The organism is Saccharolobus shibatae B12 (assembly GCF_019175345.1).
In the GTDB taxonomy this organism is placed as follows: Archaea; Thermoproteota; Thermoprotei_A; order Sulfolobales; family Sulfolobaceae; genus Saccharolobus; species Saccharolobus shibatae.
Genome location: NZ_CP077717.1, coordinates 1,605,222 through 1,624,169, shown reverse-complemented (window position 1 = coordinate 1,624,169; position 18,948 = coordinate 1,605,222). Strand labels below are relative to the sequence as shown.

15 protein-coding genes are annotated in these 18,948 nt (G+C 33.1%); 9 read left to right on the top strand and 6 right to left on the bottom strand.

All coding sequences use genetic code 11. The features are described from left to right. The first annotated feature begins 53 nt into the window (after positions 1-53). From J5U23_RS08675 to J5U23_RS08665, 3 genes are all read left to right on the top strand, one after another. Entirely contained in the window at positions 54-1,400 is a 1,347-nt protein-coding gene (locus tag J5U23_RS08675; protein WP_218265896.1) for an MFS transporter, read from the top strand. Between the two features lie 196 nt (positions 1,401-1,596). Continuing rightward, positions 1,597-2,907, top strand: coding sequence for an MFS transporter (locus J5U23_RS08670; RefSeq protein ID WP_218265895.1), 1,311 nt, complete (start codon positions 1,597-1,599; stop codon positions 2,905-2,907). A gap of 67 nt (positions 2,908-2,974) precedes the next feature. Next, positions 2,975-4,030 carry a PrpF domain-containing protein gene (locus J5U23_RS08665; protein WP_218265894.1) on the top strand — a complete coding sequence of 352 codons (1,056 nt, stop codon included), beginning with the start codon at positions 2,975-2,977 and terminating at the stop codon, positions 4,028-4,030. Between the two features lie 21 nt (positions 4,031-4,051). Here the strand turns inward: J5U23_RS08665 and J5U23_RS08660 are convergent, their stop codons facing one another. The 6 genes from J5U23_RS08660 to J5U23_RS08635 all read right to left on the bottom strand — a co-directional run bounded on the left by J5U23_RS08660 (position 4,052) and on the right by J5U23_RS08635 (position 10,803). Beyond that, the gene (locus J5U23_RS08660; RefSeq protein ID WP_218265893.1) at positions 4,052-5,377 is read right to left on the bottom strand and encodes an MFS transporter; all 1,326 of its coding nucleotides are present in this window, start codon (positions 5,375-5,377) and stop codon (positions 4,052-4,054) included. Between the two features lie 401 nt (positions 5,378-5,778). Beyond that, positions 5,779-6,033, bottom strand: a complete 255-nt coding sequence (locus tag J5U23_RS08655) for a hypothetical protein (RefSeq protein ID WP_218265892.1) — start codon at positions 6,031-6,033, stop codon at positions 5,779-5,781. Positions 6,034-6,043: 10 nt separating this feature from the next. Next, a complete protein-coding gene (locus tag J5U23_RS08650) occupies positions 6,044-6,550 on the bottom strand; it encodes an aromatic-ring-hydroxylating dioxygenase subunit beta (protein ID WP_218265891.1) in 507 nt (168 codons plus the stop codon). Next, entirely contained in the window at positions 6,540-7,943 is a 1,404-nt protein-coding gene (locus tag J5U23_RS08645) for an aromatic ring-hydroxylating oxygenase subunit alpha (RefSeq protein WP_218265890.1), read from the bottom strand. Before J5U23_RS08645 ends, J5U23_RS08650 begins: the two co-directional genes overlap by 11 nt. A gap of 114 nt (positions 7,944-8,057) precedes the next feature. Next, complete coding sequence (locus tag J5U23_RS08640; RefSeq protein ID WP_218265889.1) at positions 8,058-9,149, bottom strand: cupin domain-containing protein; 1,092 nt, start codon at positions 9,147-9,149, stop codon at positions 8,058-8,060. Between the two features lie 538 nt (positions 9,150-9,687). After that, positions 9,688-10,803, bottom strand: a complete 1,116-nt coding sequence (locus tag J5U23_RS08635; RefSeq protein ID WP_218265888.1) for a cupin domain-containing protein — start codon at positions 10,801-10,803, stop codon at positions 9,688-9,690. 454 nt (positions 10,804-11,257) lie between these two features. Here J5U23_RS08635 and J5U23_RS08630 point away from each other — a divergent pair, with 454 nt between their 5' ends. The 6 genes from J5U23_RS08630 to J5U23_RS08605 all read left to right on the top strand — a co-directional run bounded on the left by J5U23_RS08630 (position 11,258) and on the right by J5U23_RS08605 (position 18,802). Beyond that, on the top strand, positions 11,258-12,229 hold the full coding sequence (locus tag J5U23_RS08630; protein WP_218265887.1) for an amidohydrolase family protein: 972 nt from the start codon (positions 11,258-11,260) through the stop codon (positions 12,227-12,229). A gap of 20 nt (positions 12,230-12,249) precedes the next feature. Further along, positions 12,250-13,167, top strand: a complete 918-nt coding sequence (locus J5U23_RS08625) for a fumarylacetoacetate hydrolase family protein (RefSeq protein WP_244988765.1) — start codon at positions 12,250-12,252, stop codon at positions 13,165-13,167. A gap of 943 nt (positions 13,168-14,110) precedes the next feature. After that, a complete protein-coding gene (locus tag J5U23_RS08620; protein WP_218265886.1) occupies positions 14,111-15,406 on the top strand; it encodes an MFS transporter in 1,296 nt (431 codons plus the stop codon). 279 nt (positions 15,407-15,685) lie between these two features. Continuing rightward, the gene (locus tag J5U23_RS08615; RefSeq protein WP_218265885.1) at positions 15,686-16,339 is read left to right on the top strand and encodes a helix-turn-helix domain-containing protein; all 654 of its coding nucleotides are present in this window, start codon (positions 15,686-15,688) and stop codon (positions 16,337-16,339) included. Between the two features lie 253 nt (positions 16,340-16,592). Further along, positions 16,593-17,381: an alpha/beta fold hydrolase gene (locus J5U23_RS08610; protein WP_218265884.1), complete on the top strand. Its 789-nt coding sequence runs from the start codon at positions 16,593-16,595 to the stop codon at positions 17,379-17,381. A gap of 293 nt (positions 17,382-17,674) precedes the next feature. Then, positions 17,675-18,802: an MFS transporter gene (locus J5U23_RS08605; RefSeq protein ID WP_218265883.1), complete on the top strand. Its 1,128-nt coding sequence runs from the start codon at positions 17,675-17,677 to the stop codon at positions 18,800-18,802. Positions 18,803-18,948 lie beyond the last annotated feature (146 nt).

Below are 18,948 nucleotides of genomic sequence, written 5' to 3'. Positions count from 1 at the left end.
GTGAGGAAAAATATAAATAGCTGGAAAAAATGAAAGATTATATGATGATATAAATGAGTAAATCCAATAAGGAAACTCCATCTTCAATCAGTCCTAAAGATGTAAGAAATGTTGCAATAGCATCATCTATAGGAACATTTATTGACTTCTATGTATTTATCTTAGCCGGTGTTGCATCAGGTACCATATGGCCTTCCCTATATTTTCTACAAGTATCTAAAATAACTGGTGTTGCGATTGCTCTTTCGTTTTTGAGCTTTGGCGCTGCTTATGTAGTAAGACCAATTGGTGGAATGATTTTTGGACATTTTGGTGACAAAATGGGTAGAATGTCGACGTTAGTAGCAACTCTTATAGTAATCTTCATAGGCACTATAGGAATGGCACTAGTTCCACCATATAGAGTTTTAGGAATATTTGCACCGATTTTATTGATTTTATTTAGAATAATTCAAGGCTTAGGTTTTGGTGGTGAATGGGGTGGGGCTTCAACATGGTTAATTGAATACATAGCAGATACTAAGAAAAGGGGATTCTGGTCTGGAATTTTAGGGGCTTCTGCATGGGTAGGAATAGGTTCTGCTGCGGTATCCTTTGGGATAATGTATCTAATCTTTCCACAATCATTTATAGTAAGTACTGGTTGGCGTATTTTATTTGGTATTGGTGCAATTGCAGCAATTATTGGAGGTATTATTAGAGCAAGGTTAAGGGAATCTCCCGTCTTCGTAAACTATATATCTAAACGTAGACCAGCTAAGCTACCATCCTTAGAGATATTTAGAGCCTATGGTGGACGTATTCTTCATGCTGCAGCCTCTTATTTTCTTGGAGTATCTGTAACTGGGGTTGTTATAACTCCTTTTACTCTTCAGTATTTACTGGCTTCTGGTAAGCACGTACTACTTGGAATTCCTACTCCAGCTTTTATACTTTTAATGTTAGGAATAGGAGCATACTTTACAATAATATCCGCTTTTTTAGGTGGATGGGCTTCTGATAAGATAGGTAGAAAAACGGTTATTGTTATAAGTTCAATAGGCGTTGGAGTATTGACTTATCCATATTTCTTATTAATAAGCACGCTAAACGCATATTCTATAATTGTTGCTTTGATATTAATTCAAGTTTTTCAAGGTCTTTCGGTAGGATCAATTGGTGCGTATTTCGTTGAGTTATTTCCTACAAAATATAGATATTCAGGATCTGGATTGTCTTTTCAATTCGCTGGATTTTATTTAGGTGTGGCTACAGCATTTATAATTCCACCTTTAATAGCAGGAGTCCCAATCACACATGCAGTTAACGTAATAGCAGGAGTCCAAATAGCTATTGCTTTAATTTCTCTAATTTCTGTATTATTTCTTAAAGAAACAAGAGGAATATCTTTAGAAGATTAACAAATATTTTTATTAATTCCTTCAACTCCATTTTTCTCAAAAATTAACTGAATGAAGAAGTTCGATATAATATCTGAGTGTAAAAGTACCAATAACTCCTCGAATTTATTCGATTATTTTATATTCCATTTCTCTGCTTTATCTGATAGTAAAGGAAAGAATAAATTTATAAGCTTTCATAACAATAACTTAAAACATGGGATCTAAGGATGTGAAATCTAACAGAGATAGATTTATTGTTACCATTGCAGCAGTAGTAGGTACACTAATAGATTGGTATGATTTCTTTATTGCAGCAACGGCTTCTGCTACAGTATGGCCCATTGTTTTCTTTTCTCATTTACCTACATCCATTGCCGCAGGATTGTCTATTGCAGCCTTCGGAACTACATATCTTACTAGACCTATAGGGGCTGCAGTATTTGGAAATTATGGTGATAAGTTAGGTAGGAAATCAATGATGGTTATAACTATGGTTATAATGGGTATAGCGACTTTTGGGATAGCTTTTACTCCACCTACAACTTCAATTGGAATTTTGGCTGTAATTTTACTATTTTTGTGGAGAATAATATTTGGGATAGGATTAGGTGGAGAGAACACAGGAGCAACTACCTGGGTTATAGAATTTCATCATAACTCAAAATATAGGGCATTTTGGACGAGTCTAGTACAAACTACCGCACCTATAGGAATTTCAATTGCATCCATAGTATTCTCTTTGGTTTCAGCATCTACTGGAAAGAATTTTGTAACCTTCGGCTGGAGAATTCCCTTTATTGCAGGAGGTATCGCGCTAATAGTTGGTATATTAATAAGAGTAATAGCATTTGAGAGTCCCATATTTGACCAACTGCTTAAGAAGGAAAGGTTAGAGAAAACGCCATTACTTACCTTACTTAAAAAATATCCTAAGCTAGTAATCAAACTGGCCTTTATACAAAACATAAATTTAATAGGTCTCACCTTCCTTGTAGAACCTTACTCATTAATATACTTAGGTAGTCTAGGTATAGCGAGAGAATTCTCTACATTTGCACTATTTTTAGGGACTGTAATTGGTGGAATAGTACCTACTTTCATTTTAGGCGGTATTCTCGCGGACAAGATAGGAAGAAAGTTAGTGGCGTTTATCGCTGCCATAGGTCTAGCGATATTCACATATCCCTACTTTCTATTACTGTCCACTAGAAATTCCATTTTAATAGTGATCGCCATGACGTTAATAAATGTATTTATTCAAATGGCATTTGGTGTATATGGAGCTTTAGGCACGGAACAATTTCCCACAAATGTAAGATATTCTGGCTCAGCACTTTCATATCAACTTGCAGCCTTCATAATAGGACTTTTCATAACCTTTTGGGAGCCTTTCCTTATTTCGGCCAGCCATGGTATTATTAGTGCAACACCATTTGTGTCAATTACCGCATCAATCCTTTCAATAATTTCCGCCTTATTATCGTTAACGTTAATAGAAACTAAAGGAAAAGATTTATCCGCGTAAATCTTCAATAATTTTCCAAAATTCGCTAGGACAACTTTTAAATTGGGCAATAGTGTAAAAAGTTATAATGACTAAAAAAATTAGATCTCTAATCATTAGAGGAGGTACTACCAAAGGAGTTTTCATTAGAGGGGAAAATCTACCAAGCAATGTAAATGAAAGAGATGAAATTATCTTAAAAATATTTGGCAGTGGAGATAAATGGCAAATAGATGGCGTAGGTGGGGGAAACCAATTCTCAAGCAAGGTAATGGTAGTCTGGCAATCTAAAGATCCTAACTATGATCTCGAGTACATGTTTGGACAAGTAGGGTTGGGAGAGAGATTTATAGACTGGAATGGTGTAGACGGAAACTTAACTGCTGCCATAGCAGTTTATGCATATAATGAGGGACTAGTTAAAAGTGTAGATGAGACGTTTGTAAAAGTCAGAGCTTTTAATATAAATACGAGAAAAAGTATAATAATGAAATTTAATAAAAGAAAATACGACGAGGAAAAGAAGGTTAATGTAGAGGTAGAGTGGATAGATCCTTGTGGTTCTTTTTTTAATAAGGGATGTTATCCCACAAGCAACGGTACAGATGTAATTAATCTTTTAGGAAAGAACTTCCAAATTAGTATTATTGATGCTATAGGACTGATAATATTGATTAATGCTCGTGATATTGGTCTAACAGGTTATGAAATGCCAGGTGAAGAAAATCAACAATCGCTAAAAATCATAGAGGAGGTGAGAAAAACAGTAGGAGGAAAGTTGTTAGGATTGCTTTCTCCATTATTTCCATTACCTATAATATTTTCTGCTCCAAGAGATTATTACACTATAAATAAAGAATTCATTGATAAGGACTCCTATGATCTTTCAGTAAGAGTCATCTCATTAGGTGAAATACATCATGCGTTATCGATAAGTGGAGGTGTGGCAGTTGCTATCGCTAGCTCCTTAAAAGGAAACATATTAGATGGTCGTGTTAAGTCGAAAAATAAAGATTTAATTAGACTAGCTCACCCAAAAGGCATCTCAGAATTTCAGATAAAGAAAAATGAGAGGGGAGAAATTAAATCTGTTATAGTAAATCGTGAGTGTAGGACGCTAATGGAGGGCTATGTTTACTATTAATTATACAGTAAAAAGGAAAAATTAATATACCGTCTTTTCCTCCCTAATAAATAATAATGTAACAAATGATACGGCTGCTATTATAGTTCCTAAGGCACCGGCGTATATCCATGCGCTTAATACAGTTGCATGTGTAAATGCTAAAATTGATGGAAATATTACTCCGGTTGCAATACCGGTAAGAAGTCCTCCAAATTGATAAGCTAGTCCAGAACCTGAATATCTATATTTAGCGGGGAATATTTCAGTAAAAAATGCCGGTAAAGGTCCTTGACCGAAAAATCTGGGTAAATATATTAGTAGTCCAGCTAGTATAAGTAGTAATGGATTTCTAGTAAAGAACAGAAGCAAATATGGGTAGATAATTAAAGCTGTTATACCGCTAGCTATTATCATAACTTTTTTTCTTCCTAACTTATCAGAAGCAATCCCACCTAAAAAGGTTGAAATTCCACCTAAAATAGCGGAAATCCCAACAACTAATAGCATATAACTAGGTGTAGTCAGGCCAAAAAGCGGACTTACTTTAAGTGCAATAGCCAGTTCAATAGAATAAGGCAATACTAATAAAGGATCATATACTGTTACAAACCACCAACTAAAGGCTAACATTATTATCTTTTTCCACTGTAATTTCAATATTTCAATGGATGGCAAACGAGCAATATCTCTTCTTTCTTTAAGTTCATTAAATATTGGACTTTCGAGTGTTAAGTATCTTATTATTATTCCTATAACTACAATTATAGCACCAACGATAAATATAACCCTCCAACCCCAACTAAGGAATGCAGAATGATTTAAAACAGAGGTTGCAATGCTGAAAGCCAATGCAGAAAGTCCTATACCATAAGATACTCCGGATTGCAATAGCCCGCTCCAAATTCCATATGGTTTGCCACTTTTCATACCGAACTCCATCAGCCATGTCGAAGCCCCACCCCATTCGCCACCAAAACCTAAGCCTTGAATTGTTCTCAGTACGTTTAGCAAGATGACCGAGATTAGCCCTATAGAAGCGTAAGTAGGAAGAATTGCTATCCCAAAACTACCAATAAACATGAGTACTAACGTTACGATTAGATTAGACTTTCTACCATATCTATCTCCAAGATGTCCAAAGATTAAACCACCTATTGGTCTTACAAGATATGCTAAGGCTACTGTGACTAAGGATAGAGCTAGGGCAATACTAGGCACTTTAGTTATAGGCCCATAAAAAATTGTAGACCAGACAAGACCTGCGGCAGTTGATGATGCTAAAAAGTCATAATATTCAAACATAGTTCCCCAGGTAGCAGCTAAGCTTACTCTCCTTATCTCCTTCAAATAGTCATCAGAGGGCATACTGTTAATCACCCTTAATTTGTAATATTATGAATAGATAACTCGATTAAAAAGTTTGTGGAATGTTCTAAAATAACCACAATATTTGAAAGTTTCTATATAATTATGCTAATTCTTCATTTTATTATTTTGTTAATACCTTGTAAATATAGTCTATTTCTTAGTAAGTGCGAAGAGAATAGCTTTTGTCAACATAAAATATAGCCAGTTAAACCCCTTAACTTACTCATTCCCAAAATCTCCCATTAAGTTAATATCCCTTTTACTCCTTTGCAACTCCTACGATTGCAAACTCAAGCCTATTAGAGGCGAAGCATATGGTTTCTCTGTAAAGACATATCGTTTAATAAATATGTATCCCAATGACGACACTTTGATTTTATTTAACTTAAAGACGGATGTTAGTTATCAACTGAGGCTTTATCTTGTACATCAGATTCCCTTGATAGAAGATCTATTATTTTTCTGAAAACCTCAATATTAACTAACGTTAGATACTCTAACTGTAGAGGATCCAAAAATACTTTAGTGCCGGTAGTTGGTGAGAAAATCTCTAATCTAACACCATTTTTCGTACCTACTTTCCTTACTAAAATATGACTAAATTCATTACCTATTTCAATATAACTACTTAATGGTTTATATTCATCACTCATTTTTATACACCTAGTATAAGTTAGAAAGAGCATGAACCGGAATTACGGGTAAATCCGGTATAATCAGTCTATATGCTAGTTTAACGCCATTATTATCATTTCTTAAAACGTCTTCTCTTTCATAAGAGAATATTTCGTATTCTGGAGTTTCTCCCATAAATGACGTAGGTCTATGTCTTAAGAATAAAACGTTTGAATATACTTTTATTTCATTGCCCTTTTGCTCTTCTATAAATACGCTTGATACGATATGTCTATATAATGATTTTGGAGTTTCACTCCAAGAGAATTCATTCATTAACTTCTTAACTCTAGCTTCTAATGAACGCTTATTCTCGAGCATTAATGGAGCTTTTAGATCTATACTAGGTATTCCCTCAGCCCAAACTCTTCTAGCCATTATATATTTAACATCATCAGTTAGAAGTTTTAACCAATCCTCGAATCTATAATGATCTAACAAGTAAGTTTCGTAATTAATGAACTGTAAAACCTCGTAGTAAACCTCATTTACCATACTTCTCAGCCCCCTTAATTATAGTCTCAGCCCACTTTATCCAAAAACTTTTAGCACCATGTTCTGTTACCTCATAGTAGATACCAATTTCATCTCCATGTTTCCACACAAAATCTCTAATTGGATCCCTATGAGAGCCCAATAAGTATGGCAAATTAATTTCTCTACCGGTCTTCGAAGCTGACAAAGAATTTTGAGTTATTGTTATCCAATTTTCGATATCGTCCATTTCAAACATGCCACTAGGTCCAAATGCATGTAGATAAGCCCAATATGATCTCTCCTTAGCTTCCTCTGATGCGACCTTTTCAACCGCAAAGAAGCTTAATATCTCAGTCTTTGATTCACTTATCGGTCTCCATATCTTAAAATGAAGCCAAGGTGTGGGGAATCCATATGGAAAATCCTGAGTAATTGTTTTAGGATTGAACGAACCCATGGGATGTATTAAAAATGAGAAATTAGGAAATATGTTCCATCTCATTGAAGACGCAGCCATAGAAAATACCTCGAATTGTTCTGGTGTTAGAACGTTTTTTATATGATCTAATACTTTGGGATCCCACTTTTCATAAATATAGGGATATCTGAAGTGCGAAGCTTTTTCTTCTTCAGTTATTGCACCTCTCATTCCACCACTATGTCCCTTTAAGGATACAAACTGAATTCCTTTCTGTGATATAGTCTTTCCTTTCGGCCCCATTAGGGGTAATCCTAGATCTACTGCGGATTTATGCGTATAAGCAGTATGATAACTATCATGAGCAAAATTTTCTGCTCCTAACTTCCAATTAAAATTACCTACCCATCTTTGTGGGGTATAAACTTCAAGGTCTTGTTTCATTACTATATCAGTATACCAAGAGAATTCGCCTAGATGATCTTTTAATGATTGCTCTGGGTCTATGCTACCGAAAATAAAACCATTATACACTTCAGTCTTAATTTCTATTAACCCATGCTTAGATTTGTCCAGATTTTTCCCATAACCCTCCTCTTCTAATGGAACACTTATTAGTTCTCCCATATTTGAATAGGTCCAAAAATGATATGGACATCTAAAATAAACAGCGTTACCTTTTTCGGCTCTACATATACCCCTGCCTCTATGTCTACATAAATCTAAAAATGCACGTATCTTATCATCTTCACCTCTCACTACAATGGTTGAAATATAAGGACCTATATATCTCTTTACGTAATCTCCCTTAGCCGAAATCTCAGATTCATGAGCTAAAAAATTCCATGTCCTAGGAAATAAGAATTTTAGCTCCAAACTAAAAATATTAGGATCTGCTATTAATGAAAGAGGTAAAACGTTATCTTCTCTCAGTAGATCAATTGTTCTACCTATTTTTTCTAAAAGGTCTTTTTCATTCTCGCCAGCCATCATTTATGTAATCACTGAATAAACTTTATTATGATGTGGTTTAAAAATTTTTAAAATAGGCATCAGCCTTTAATCCTTACTATGTTAACATATTCCTATTATTTAAATTTTTTAATGTTAATATAACTTTTCTCTGTATTTTCCTAGTGCCTTATACGTTGGCGCATCAGACTGTATAAATAGTATTGATGGTTCTTTTCCTTCATTATATATCTTATACTTAGCCCATGGCGGTAATGTTAAGAAATCGTACTCCTTCAAATTATATTTTCTTTCTTCATCGCCTAAAATCACTGTAGCTTCACCCTCAATTGGGAACATTACAATACTTTCTGTAGCTTGAACTGGTCTAGTTTCCATTCCCGGTTTTACTAGATTAAATCTTAAGCTCATTGTAGGAAATGCTGGCCCACCAGTTTGAGGATTAATTAGCTCTAATGATATACCGTAATGAGGACTTCCGTTACTCTTTTCAGCCAGTCTCATTAAAGTTTCTCTCGTTTTCTTATATGGATAGTACCACACAGGATTTATTTCTTGCTTAGGTTCATGTAATGGGATGTAATTATATGAATACTTACCCTCAATATCAATCTCAGTCCCTATTACATCTTGTAAAACCTTTCCCTCAACATCTTTAAGAAATGAGTACCATTCAACACCTAACCAGAAAGTTAACGGAGCATCTAAACCATCATACCAGAACGCATAATCATTACCAAAATTACCATGATCATGCCATGTAAACGCTGGAGTTAGTACCACATCGCCTTTTTGTATTCTGATCCTAATTCCATTAACAGTAGTATATCCACCTTCCGGTGGAAATTCTAAGCCAACCCTAAACGCATGTGTTAAATGTCTATGAGCTGGAGGTTTGTCTTTAGGCCCTATTATTTGTATACCTGCGTACATAGTTGGTGTTGCAGGAGCTGGGAATTCTGGTGCTAATCGCTTTATGCCGGGATTTTCCAAATGTATTGTAACTCTATCAGTCATTTCTGGATCAATTACTTCTCTAACTCTAAATGCCAGCTTCTTTAGATCTTCATACTTCCACATATAAGTTGTCATAAAGGGTTTAGGCTCACTATAAAATACTGGATAATTTGAATATCTAGGATCGAAAGCTGTCATATAAGTGCCTAAAGAATTTTTCTTTAATTCATCAAGTACTTGTTTTAATTTTTCCTCTCTAGGCATTTCCATTATCTATCACCAAATATAAAATTATATTTTCTAATATATAAATCTTTCCATGAAATCGTTTATATAAAATTAATATTCATTATTTAAAGATTAGAAAAAGCATATATTATAATGGAATATTAATATAAACTTCAAGTTTCGATGCATTGGAAGATATGAAGAGAGAATTACGTTTCTGCAGTCTAACCATGATGACATTTATATGTTATACAAAAATACAATTATGTAGAAGTTAATATTTATAGATTATGCTAATACTACACAAAAATAAGAATCCAAATAATCTAATAATTTATATTTAGGCAAAATAGTGAAAGAAGACAGTAAAGGTTGAGGAGAAAACTCTAAATTATAAGACTTTTTTGGAAGGTCTAAACTACATTTACTAAAATGATAATATTGAGCTTCCTATTTAGTTAGATTATGAAGAGGAGCTAATAATATAGCAGAGAGTGCTCTTGTATAGTTCTCTCATTCAAGTTTTTTAGAAAATTTGATTTAAATTAAATAAAAATGTTTCTATTAAAGTAATAATTGCCTATCCATATTCTTCCCTATAAACTCCTAAGAACTTGAAAAGTGGGGAATCAGAGTACTTAAATATTAATGCTTTAGAATTAGTTGAATTTTCTATTGAGTATCTCTTCCATGACGGTATCACTATAACATCATGCGGTTCCGCGCTTATTCTGTCTGTATCTTCTACATTAATTGTAACATTACCCTCAAAAACAATGAATACAGCATTTTCTACTCTCCTTATAGGCTTAAGGATTTTGTTAGAGGGCAAAAGAATCATACTAGCCGAAATACTGCTAAATAGTGGACCCCCGTTTAATGGATTTATATATTCCACCACATACCCATTGTAAGGATCCATATTTTCTTTAGAACTTAATGTCGTTAATGCGTTTATTACATCTTCAAAGGGATAATAAACTAGGGGATTGTACGTAGTGTTAAACTCTTTAACGTAACTTGGATAACTAAGTAAAATAGGTCTAACTGACTTTCCAAATAGTTTATTAGCATCTTCTCCACTGCCTCTTAAAGACTTTCTTATATTTTCCTCCTCTTCTTTAGATTCTGGAGCTTCGTAGAACATACCACCTAAAAATGCTATAAGTGGGGCATCTAAACCTGCAAACCATATTAGGTCAGAATTTCCATCATTTCCATGTTCATGCCAAACCCAAGGAACTTGAAAAGTTAGATCACCTTTATGTAATTCTATCCTATATCCATTAATTACTGTATATGCTCCCTTTTCTGGGGCTTCTAAAATGAATCTAAAGTTAACTGCGGTATGTCTATGATAGGGAGCCTTTTCCCCAGGTTTAATCAACTGAAGCCCACCATATAGTGTTGGAGTTATACCCGCACTTCCTACTATAGGAATATCCTTAAGAGCTGGGTTAACGAAATGAATTGTTCGTCTCTCGGCTTGCTCTGGTGTTAGATATTTAGATAATTCATAAAGTAGTTCTTTCGCTTCTTTATATCTCCAAGCCCAAGCTATAGCTACTGATTCGGGTACTTTAGTGAAAAGTTGTCTCTTACCATATTTACCTGCACCTTTACCAAAAGTAGTAAAATACGTTGCCATGCCCTTCTTATCCATTATTTCAACTAATTTATCTAATTCAGCTTTCATGTATTTTTTTGAACAAATTCGTGAATATAAATTTATCTGCTTTATGTGCTTTGTTGAATCCTTCAATTTTCTTAGATACTAAGCTCATTGATTTTTCTTAAATTCGAAATCAGCGTTGATTTAAAAGTAAATTCCACATTAACTTGGATAAAAATTGAAGTAACCCACAAAGCAATTGCAACGTAAAACTTATACTTGCTTATAGTCTAAAGGGCAACGACATTTCTAAAATTACACAAAAACCTTTCCTTATATTGGGGAGAAAGTCTTGCCCTTTAAACTCTCAGGGAGTATAATTATTTACAGTGTAGCACACTTAAATTTCAGTGAGCTCTTAGTATTCACTTTAAAGTTCCTTTCTAGAGCTCACAAATTGTTCACACTGAATCTTTTTGATTATTTGAAAGCTAGCTTGTTATAAAGGTTTATTATAATGGAAGAATGTTAATTAAACATGGACAGCAAGATAATAGATGTTCATTCCCATTTTTATCCTAAAGTTTATATAGAAATATTAAATAAGAAAGGCTTTATAAAATATGAAGAAAATAAAATAATAATAAATTGGGGTAAAAGAATTTCTCCTGCTGATTTTAGGTTAATAGATATAGAAGGGAAATTGCAAGATTTGAAAAAACTAAAATACGAACTTTTCTCCCTATTATCTCTTTCAGCGCCATGGACCTACATTCTCCCAAGAGAAGATGAAATAATCATTGCGAAACAGGTTAATGATGAAATTGCTAAGATTGTAAATAAGTATCCAGAGTATTTTGGTGGATTAGCAACATTACCCTTAAATGATGTAAATGCCTCGATCGAAGAAGCAGAGAGAACTATAAAGGAATTAGGTCTTAATGGTTTTATAGTAGGTACTGGTATAGGGAATAAGACTATCGCAGATGATGAGTATAGACCATTACTTAAAAAGATTTCGCAGTTAGGTAAGCCGATTTTTATACACCCTGGTACACTACCATTAGACATGATACTAAATGAAGGAGTAGAGGCTATATTAACTAGCTTTATCTTCGAAACCACATATGTAATAACGAAACTAGCTTTAACTGGAATTCTAAGAGATTATGGATTAACTGTAATAATACCACATGGTGGAGGATTTATTCCTTATCAAATTGGCAGAATTGATTTAGGTTCCGCCTCATATAGCTTAGGTAAGTTTAAGCCTAGTGACGATCTTAAGGAGTTTGTATATTACGATACAGTAATTTATACTAAGGAGTCATTAGAGTTATTAATTAAGGTAATAGGAGAGGACCATATAGTATTTGGGACTGATCATCCATTTCCAGTGTCAAAACCAGAGTTATTCTTGAAATTGATTGAGGATGTAATCAAAAATAATAATACGAAAGAGAAAATTTGGAGAACCAATGCAAACAACATATTTAAATTACTTAAGTGATAGAAGTATTATAGATCATTATGAAGCTACTAAATTTTTCTCCAAAAAATATGGATACTCCTAAATTAGGTGTAGTATGGTCAAATAGTAGAATTTTAGACGTTAAAGAAGCATATAGGAATTTGCGTGAAGCAGAGCCACCATCTTGGTTCTCAAACGTAGATAAGACAGTAAGTGGTGGTGAAGATGCCTTGGAATTGCTTAAGAAGTTTATTAGTAGTCTAAATGAAAATAAAGTCGAGGAGTTTCTTTATGATTCAAATAGTATAATATATTACCCACCAATTCTTAAACCCAGTAAAGTTCTTAACATGAGCGTTAATTACATTACTCATGGAAAAGAGGCTCAGTTAAAAGAATTACCAAAAGAACCTTTTTTATTTATTAAATTGCCCACGTGTCTTATAGGACATAAACAGTCTATAATAATCCCAAAGTCATCTAAGGAAGTTGATTACGAAGGAGAATTAGCTGTAATTATAGGCAAAAGGTGTAAAAATGTAACAAAATCTGAGGCATATAGGTATGTAATAGGTTATACTATATTTAATGATGTTAGTTACAGAGATAGGAGATTGCATCAAATGATGAAGGAGTTTGGGATCAATTGGCTTCATGGGAAAAGTCTAGATAATGGCAGTCCAATAGGTCCATGGTTAGTTACAAAAGATGAGATAGAAGATCCTCATAGCTTACACTTAGTTACGATTGTCAATGATGAGATAAAGCAGAATGATAATACCAGAAATATGATATTTAAAATTCCAGAAATAATAGAGTATGCTTCTAACGATATAACACTCTATCCGGGAGATATAATATCTACCGGTACACCTTCTGGCGTTGGATTAGGAACCGGGAAATATTTGAAAACTGGAGATATAGTAACAGTTAGATTAGAGAAGATAGGAGAGTTACAAAATGATGTAGTTAGTTAATAGACTTATTCATATATTTTAATTAACTATATATAATATACTTAATTTGATATAAAGTGGAAATATTTATACAAAGCGTTATCTCTTCTCCTTTATAGCCTTAATTATAAATGATAAGAATAGCACTCGCCCTATGATTTACCAGTGTCTAAGATTGTTAAAGACTAAACGTAATAAGGCCTTCTAATAAGTGCCACAGAAGGTATAATGTGAAGGATGTTCCAGAATATCCTTATATATCTATGATATCCCGATATATAGACTGATTATTTGGAAGCAGAGCTTGTTTTTGTATGAAGATTAGAAAACGTGGGTGGTAAGCTTCAATGGTGAGTGAATGCTCATAATGTTTGTAAATCCAGAAGTAGGTTTTTCAGTTATGATAGCTACGTCTCTTCCCATCTAGATTGAAGGTGAAAATGGATATCTCAAAGCCATATTTTCCTAAAACCCATTTTCTAAGGTAGTAGTATCTCGTTTTCCAGTATGACTCTCTATACTCCCACGGTTGCAAACTTAGGTTTGTTAGAGACGGAACATATAGAGCCTAGTAAGTGCGAAGGGAACATGACATTTGTCAATACAAAATATATCTGGTTGCTCTCATTATCTAGCTAGTTTTCAATATCTTAAGTTAAAACTAATCCTCTATCGCACTCAGAAATTTCCTAACTGATCCTACTCCGCATCTTAAAGAGATGAAGGTTCCTTTTAGTGTTTGCCGTTTCCCCTAGATTTAGGTTTACATCTCTCATTTGGTAGATAGTCGAGGCTCTATATGCTACGCCTCTTATAGTCTATTTCATAATACTTGCAAAGGAGTTATATTTTATGCTAATTGCAAAAAAGTATATACATTAACCTTTAATTCATTAAAAATTAAAATATATAACTATAGGAAAGTTTAAATATAAGTTTAGTAAGAATAATAACGAGATAATATATGGAGAAGATTCCTGCTAATAAGTTAGCTAAATATATAAGTTTAGCTTCAATAGGAACTCTAGTAGAGTGGTATGATCTATTTGTAGTAGGGGTCGCTGCATCGTTAATATGGCCTACTCTATTTTATCCTAAGGGAATTGGAGCTGCCGCATTGGCCGCTTCAATCTCAACTTATGGTAGTATATATTTCACTAGACCAATTGGTGCTATAATATTTGGACATTTTGGAGATAAAATAGGGCGTAAAACGATGTTAATATGGACTTTATTATTATCTTCAATCGGGATGATAGGTATGGCTTTGACTCCACCATTTGTAAGTATAGGACTATTAGCACCAATCTTAATTTTAATATTTAGATTGATTCAAGGTATAGGATTAGGTGGAGAGTATGGTGGCGCCGCGACCATACTTATTGAGTATACTGCTAATACAAATAGAAGAGCCTATTATAGCAGCTTTCTACAAGCTACAGTACCCTTGGGAGCTCTTTTTGCGATACTCGGTTTATTTCTAGGAAGAACATATATGACAGCAGCAGAATTTGCTACCATAGGGTGGAGAATATTATTGGGAATCGGGGCTGTTGCATTAATTATCGGTGGTTTTATCAGATATGTTTTAATGGAAAGTCCATTATTTCAGGAACTTTTAAAGAAAAAGGAAATTGAGAAAGCTCCAGTCACTACAGTTTTGAAAGAAAAGTGGAAAACAATGATTCTTCTAGGTCTCAGTTGGGCATATATCGTAACTATTTTCGCAATTATTTACTTTCCTACTGGATTAAGCTATATGGCATCACTAAAAATATCATTAGGTATAATATATTCAGGTCTTTTTGCAGGTGCAATAGGGGGCATAATAGGAAATATAGTTGGAGGACGTCTTGGAGATATTATCGGAAGAAAAAAAGTAATGATAATTAGTGCAATACTAACAGCAATATTCTCATACTCTTATTTTCCTTTAGTGGGAATTAAAATTGCAACTAGTATTATTTTAGCTAACTTTCTATTAAACTTTAGTTACTTCCTTGGTTATGGGGTGGTTGCAGCTTTCTTCACGGAGCATTTTCTTACTAAGTATAGGTATACCGGTGCTGGTTTTTCATATCAAATAGCTGCAATAGTTACTGGTATATACACTTCATTGCTTCTTCCTACAGCAATAGTAGTTTCAAGGGGTATTATAAGCGCTGTCCCTTACATAATCGTAATGTCTATTTCGTTAGTAATAATAGCCATCCTATCCTTAATTCCATTGAAAGAGACTAAAAATATTAGCATTTCATAATTTTTTATTATGAAAAGTTACATAAAATATTAACTTACAGCAGTCTATGATTTTAATCTAGTTTAAATATTTTCATAAATCTTAACTTTATATTCGAAAACTATTTCAGCAAATCTGGACTAATATTTTATATCTTCTATAAAGTTGCTTTTAAAATTTAAAAGTTTCTCAACAATTGCGGAATTCATGAGATATTCAAGGGAAATCACATAAGTGCTGTTAATGATTAATTACTGTTTTTCATACAAACTTATTAGATTTAAAATCAATCTTATCATCATGTACTACTCAAAGTATCCATATAAATTGGTTAACATTAGGATTTTACATAGTGGTTGTTGGACAAGTTTTATAGATGATAATTTGGTTAAAAGTCTGGGAAGATCCTATCAGCCAGAAGATGGTACCATAAGATCTTTAGTGATAGTTAACGCAAGGTCCATGAAAGTCTTGATGAATTTGAAAAATGAGGGTAAGATAAAAGACATAATAAATATACATAAATATGGGAATAATTATATAGTTGATATAATTCAAGATTATAATAATTCTGTACTATCTATATTAAATAAATACGATACAGTAGTTTTAAATACCGTTAAGACAAAAAAGACAGAGCTTTGGAGTTTCGTCACCTATGAGTATAAGATTCCTAAAATAATTAACGATCTTAGCAATATAGGTATAGTAGAGAAGGTCAAAATATCAGATTATGATCCCAATGAAAAAGCACTTAATTTAACTCAAATAGAACTGAAATGTCTTATGATAGCTGCTAAAATGGGTTACTTTGATTATCCTAAAAAGGTTAAAGCTAAAGAACTAGCTCAAAGTTTAGGAATTAAGGAATCCACATTCATATATCATTTAAGAAATGCTCAAAGAAAGATAGTAACTAAATTGCTGAATGAACTAGATGCTGTTTATATTTAGTGAGCTTTCTTTTCACTTTCTAGTTTATTCCAATAAAGCAACAATAACTAAGTACCTTAATTATTATTGGTCTCTTACCTCTTATATTAGATAAAACTCCTCCAAATAGTTAAAGTGTAGTATTAACAACGACGTCTTGGCTTATTAGAACATGATAACTAAAATAAATATTACGAAAGATAGAGATTTTCATTATAATCAATACATTTTGGTATGTTAAGAGCTTATATACTTGTCACGATAGATAAGATTTATGGAATATTTAGAAGAAGTAATGGGGAGATATGTGAATATAAATGGCTTAAACATCTATTACGAAACTGTAGGAAATGGATCCCCAGTAATTATGTTACATTTAGCCGGATTTGATGGTAGAGTATATAGACCAACAATTCCATTTTTTCTACAGAGATATAGGCTAATAATATTAGATTTACCTGGACATGGTAAATCAGATCCTTGGCCAAAGTGGCAAACGCAAAGAGTTTCACTAGAATACTATGCCAATATCATTGTTAAGTTAGTAGATAAGCTCTCCTTAGATTCGGTATCTGTTGTGGGTACTTCAATAGGAGGTGATTTATCACTACTGTTAGGTGTTAAACTAGGCTATAGGGCTAAGGCTATAGCTTCTGTAAATGGGGCTGGTAGAACAAGAACATTTACCGAAAAAGATATAGAAAATTCAAACAATTTAGATGTAGGAAGGACTCTTAGATTTGCAGGAGAATACGCTACTAAAAAGGTTGTAGAATATTTAACGTGGATAAGAGGTCAAAATAGAAATGAGATTTTAATTAATGATTTATACGCGTGGAATAATTTTGATATCATGGATGATTTACCTAAAATTGAGGCTGAGGTACTCTTAGCTAGGGGAGAGTTCGAACCATTAGTTACAGAAGAGATGATTAAAGAAACCGCATCAAGAATTAAGAGAGTTAAAGTTGAGACAATAAAGGGTGTTGGTCATTATGCTCCAGCTGAAAACCCAGAAGAATTCGCTAAGGTTATAGTTACATTCTTAGATCAGGTGATATAAGTGTTTTTCATAGTAACTGTAACACAATAATTCAATTAACCCTTCAGATTAGATTCTTACTAATGCTTTTTGATCAGCCTACATTACAAATTCAATGAAAAACGCTATACTATCCCAAAAAGATGATCGATTAAGAACAATAATCCTAAACATGTTTTATATAAGGGAATCAGATGAAAATTCATAACCTAAGCTATCGTCTCTCGTCAACCTTACAATTCATATAATAAATCTAGGAACTTTACTGTAAATATATCCTATGTTTATAAATGAGGCGATAAATTTTACTATTCATGAGTAGTGGAAGAACTAAATATCTCGTCATAGGACTAATTGCAATGTTGTTTAACTCAACATATCAATATTCATGGAATGCATATGAACCATTAATAATGAAAGATTTAAACGCAAACATAGTGCAAGTTGAGTTAGCATTCACTCTTTTTGTAATTTTATCAACGATGACCCAAATATTGAGTGGATATCTTGCTGACTTATATGGACCTAGACTGGTAGGGATACCCGCTTCACTATTAATGTCATGCTCCTTAATTTTAAGCTCTATCGTATCTAATATTAATCTCTTTTATATAACCTGGAGCCTGGGAAGTATAGGGGTTGGAATTCTCTTTGGTTTGTCTCTTAATTTAGCTATAAAGTGGTTTGAAGATAAGAGAGGTTTAGCTTCTGGTCTAGTTTCAATGGGCTTTGGAATAGGGGGTGCAATTGCAAATCCTTTCATTTTACACTTTACGACATATAGAGAACCTATGTTACTAATAGGAATTTTAGCACTGGTTACAGTACCCATTTTATACGTATTTGCCAAATATCCAAAGAATGTTAAAGGAAGGGATCCAGTAGCTATAATTAAAGAACGTAACTTCTGGTTAGTTTACTTATCTTTTAGCCTAATAGCTGTACCTTTACTTCTCTCTTCTTCATCCTTATCTGTTATAGGTAGATTTATGAGTTTGACAAAGTATTCCACTTTAATAGTACTCTTTCCCACAGCTAATGGTATCGGTAGACCAATTATTGGATTTATATCTGATAAAATAGGAAGAACAAAAGGAATTATACTTATTAACGTGCTAATGATACTGGCAGTTATATTACTTATTATTTCGATTTTTCAATCATTAATCATGTTATTATTTATTGGCATAATTTTAATAGGTATGATGGGTGGAGCTTCATTACCCATATACATGTCTTTTATAGGAGATTTGTACGGGGCTAAGTTTTCAACCTCAAATACCGCTATACTTTATACTGGAAAAGCCATATCTGGCGTACTAGGAAGTACTACATTTATAATATTATATGTAAATTATGGGTATTTTAGCCTTTACTTTATATTACTTCTTACATTTGTTTCACTTATATCGATAATGATAATAAGGATATCACACAAATAGAGTCTCCCCGGATTTGAATCTATATTCACTTTAAAATTAAAAGATAAAATAAAAATTCTATTGTAGAATATGAAGAATAACAATATCTGAAATAAAGAATCTAATCGATTTAAATTTCCAATTATTTGATTATAAGTTGTATTTAA

Coding starts and splice junctions, on each gene's coding strand:
- J5U23_RS08655 (WP_218265892.1), bottom strand. CDS start 6,033: ATGAGTGATGAATATAAACCATTAAGTAGTTATATTGAAATAGGTAAT.
- J5U23_RS08625 (WP_244988765.1), top strand. CDS start 12,250: ATGAAGCTACTAAATTTTTCTCCAAAAAATATGGATACTCCTAAATTA.
- J5U23_RS08620 (WP_218265886.1), top strand. CDS start 14,111: ATGGAGAAGATTCCTGCTAATAAGTTAGCTAAATATATAAGTTTAGCT.
- J5U23_RS08645 (WP_218265890.1), bottom strand. CDS start 7,943: ATGATGGCTGGCGAGAATGAAAAAGACCTTTTAGAAAAAATAGGTAGA.
- J5U23_RS08660 (WP_218265893.1), bottom strand. CDS start 5,377: ATGCCCTCTGATGACTATTTGAAGGAGATAAGGAGAGTAAGCTTAGCT.
- J5U23_RS08615 (WP_218265885.1), top strand. CDS start 15,686: ATGTACTACTCAAAGTATCCATATAAATTGGTTAACATTAGGATTTTA.
- J5U23_RS08605 (WP_218265883.1), top strand. CDS start 17,675: ATGAGTAGTGGAAGAACTAAATATCTCGTCATAGGACTAATTGCAATG.
- J5U23_RS08665 (WP_218265894.1), top strand. CDS start 2,975: ATGACTAAAAAAATTAGATCTCTAATCATTAGAGGAGGTACTACCAAA.
- J5U23_RS08650 (WP_218265891.1), bottom strand. CDS start 6,550: ATGGTAAATGAGGTTTACTACGAGGTTTTACAGTTCATTAATTACGAA.
- J5U23_RS08610 (WP_218265884.1), top strand. CDS start 16,593: ATGGAATATTTAGAAGAAGTAATGGGGAGATATGTGAATATAAATGGC.
- J5U23_RS08635 (WP_218265888.1), bottom strand. CDS start 10,803: ATGAAAGCTGAATTAGATAAATTAGTTGAAATAATGGATAAGAAGGGC.
- J5U23_RS08675 (WP_218265896.1), top strand. CDS start 54: ATGAGTAAATCCAATAAGGAAACTCCATCTTCAATCAGTCCTAAAGAT.
- J5U23_RS08630 (WP_218265887.1), top strand. CDS start 11,258: ATGGACAGCAAGATAATAGATGTTCATTCCCATTTTTATCCTAAAGTT.
- J5U23_RS08640 (WP_218265889.1), bottom strand. CDS start 9,149: ATGGAAATGCCTAGAGAGGAAAAATTAAAACAAGTACTTGATGAATTA.
- J5U23_RS08670 (WP_218265895.1), top strand. CDS start 1,597: ATGGGATCTAAGGATGTGAAATCTAACAGAGATAGATTTATTGTTACC.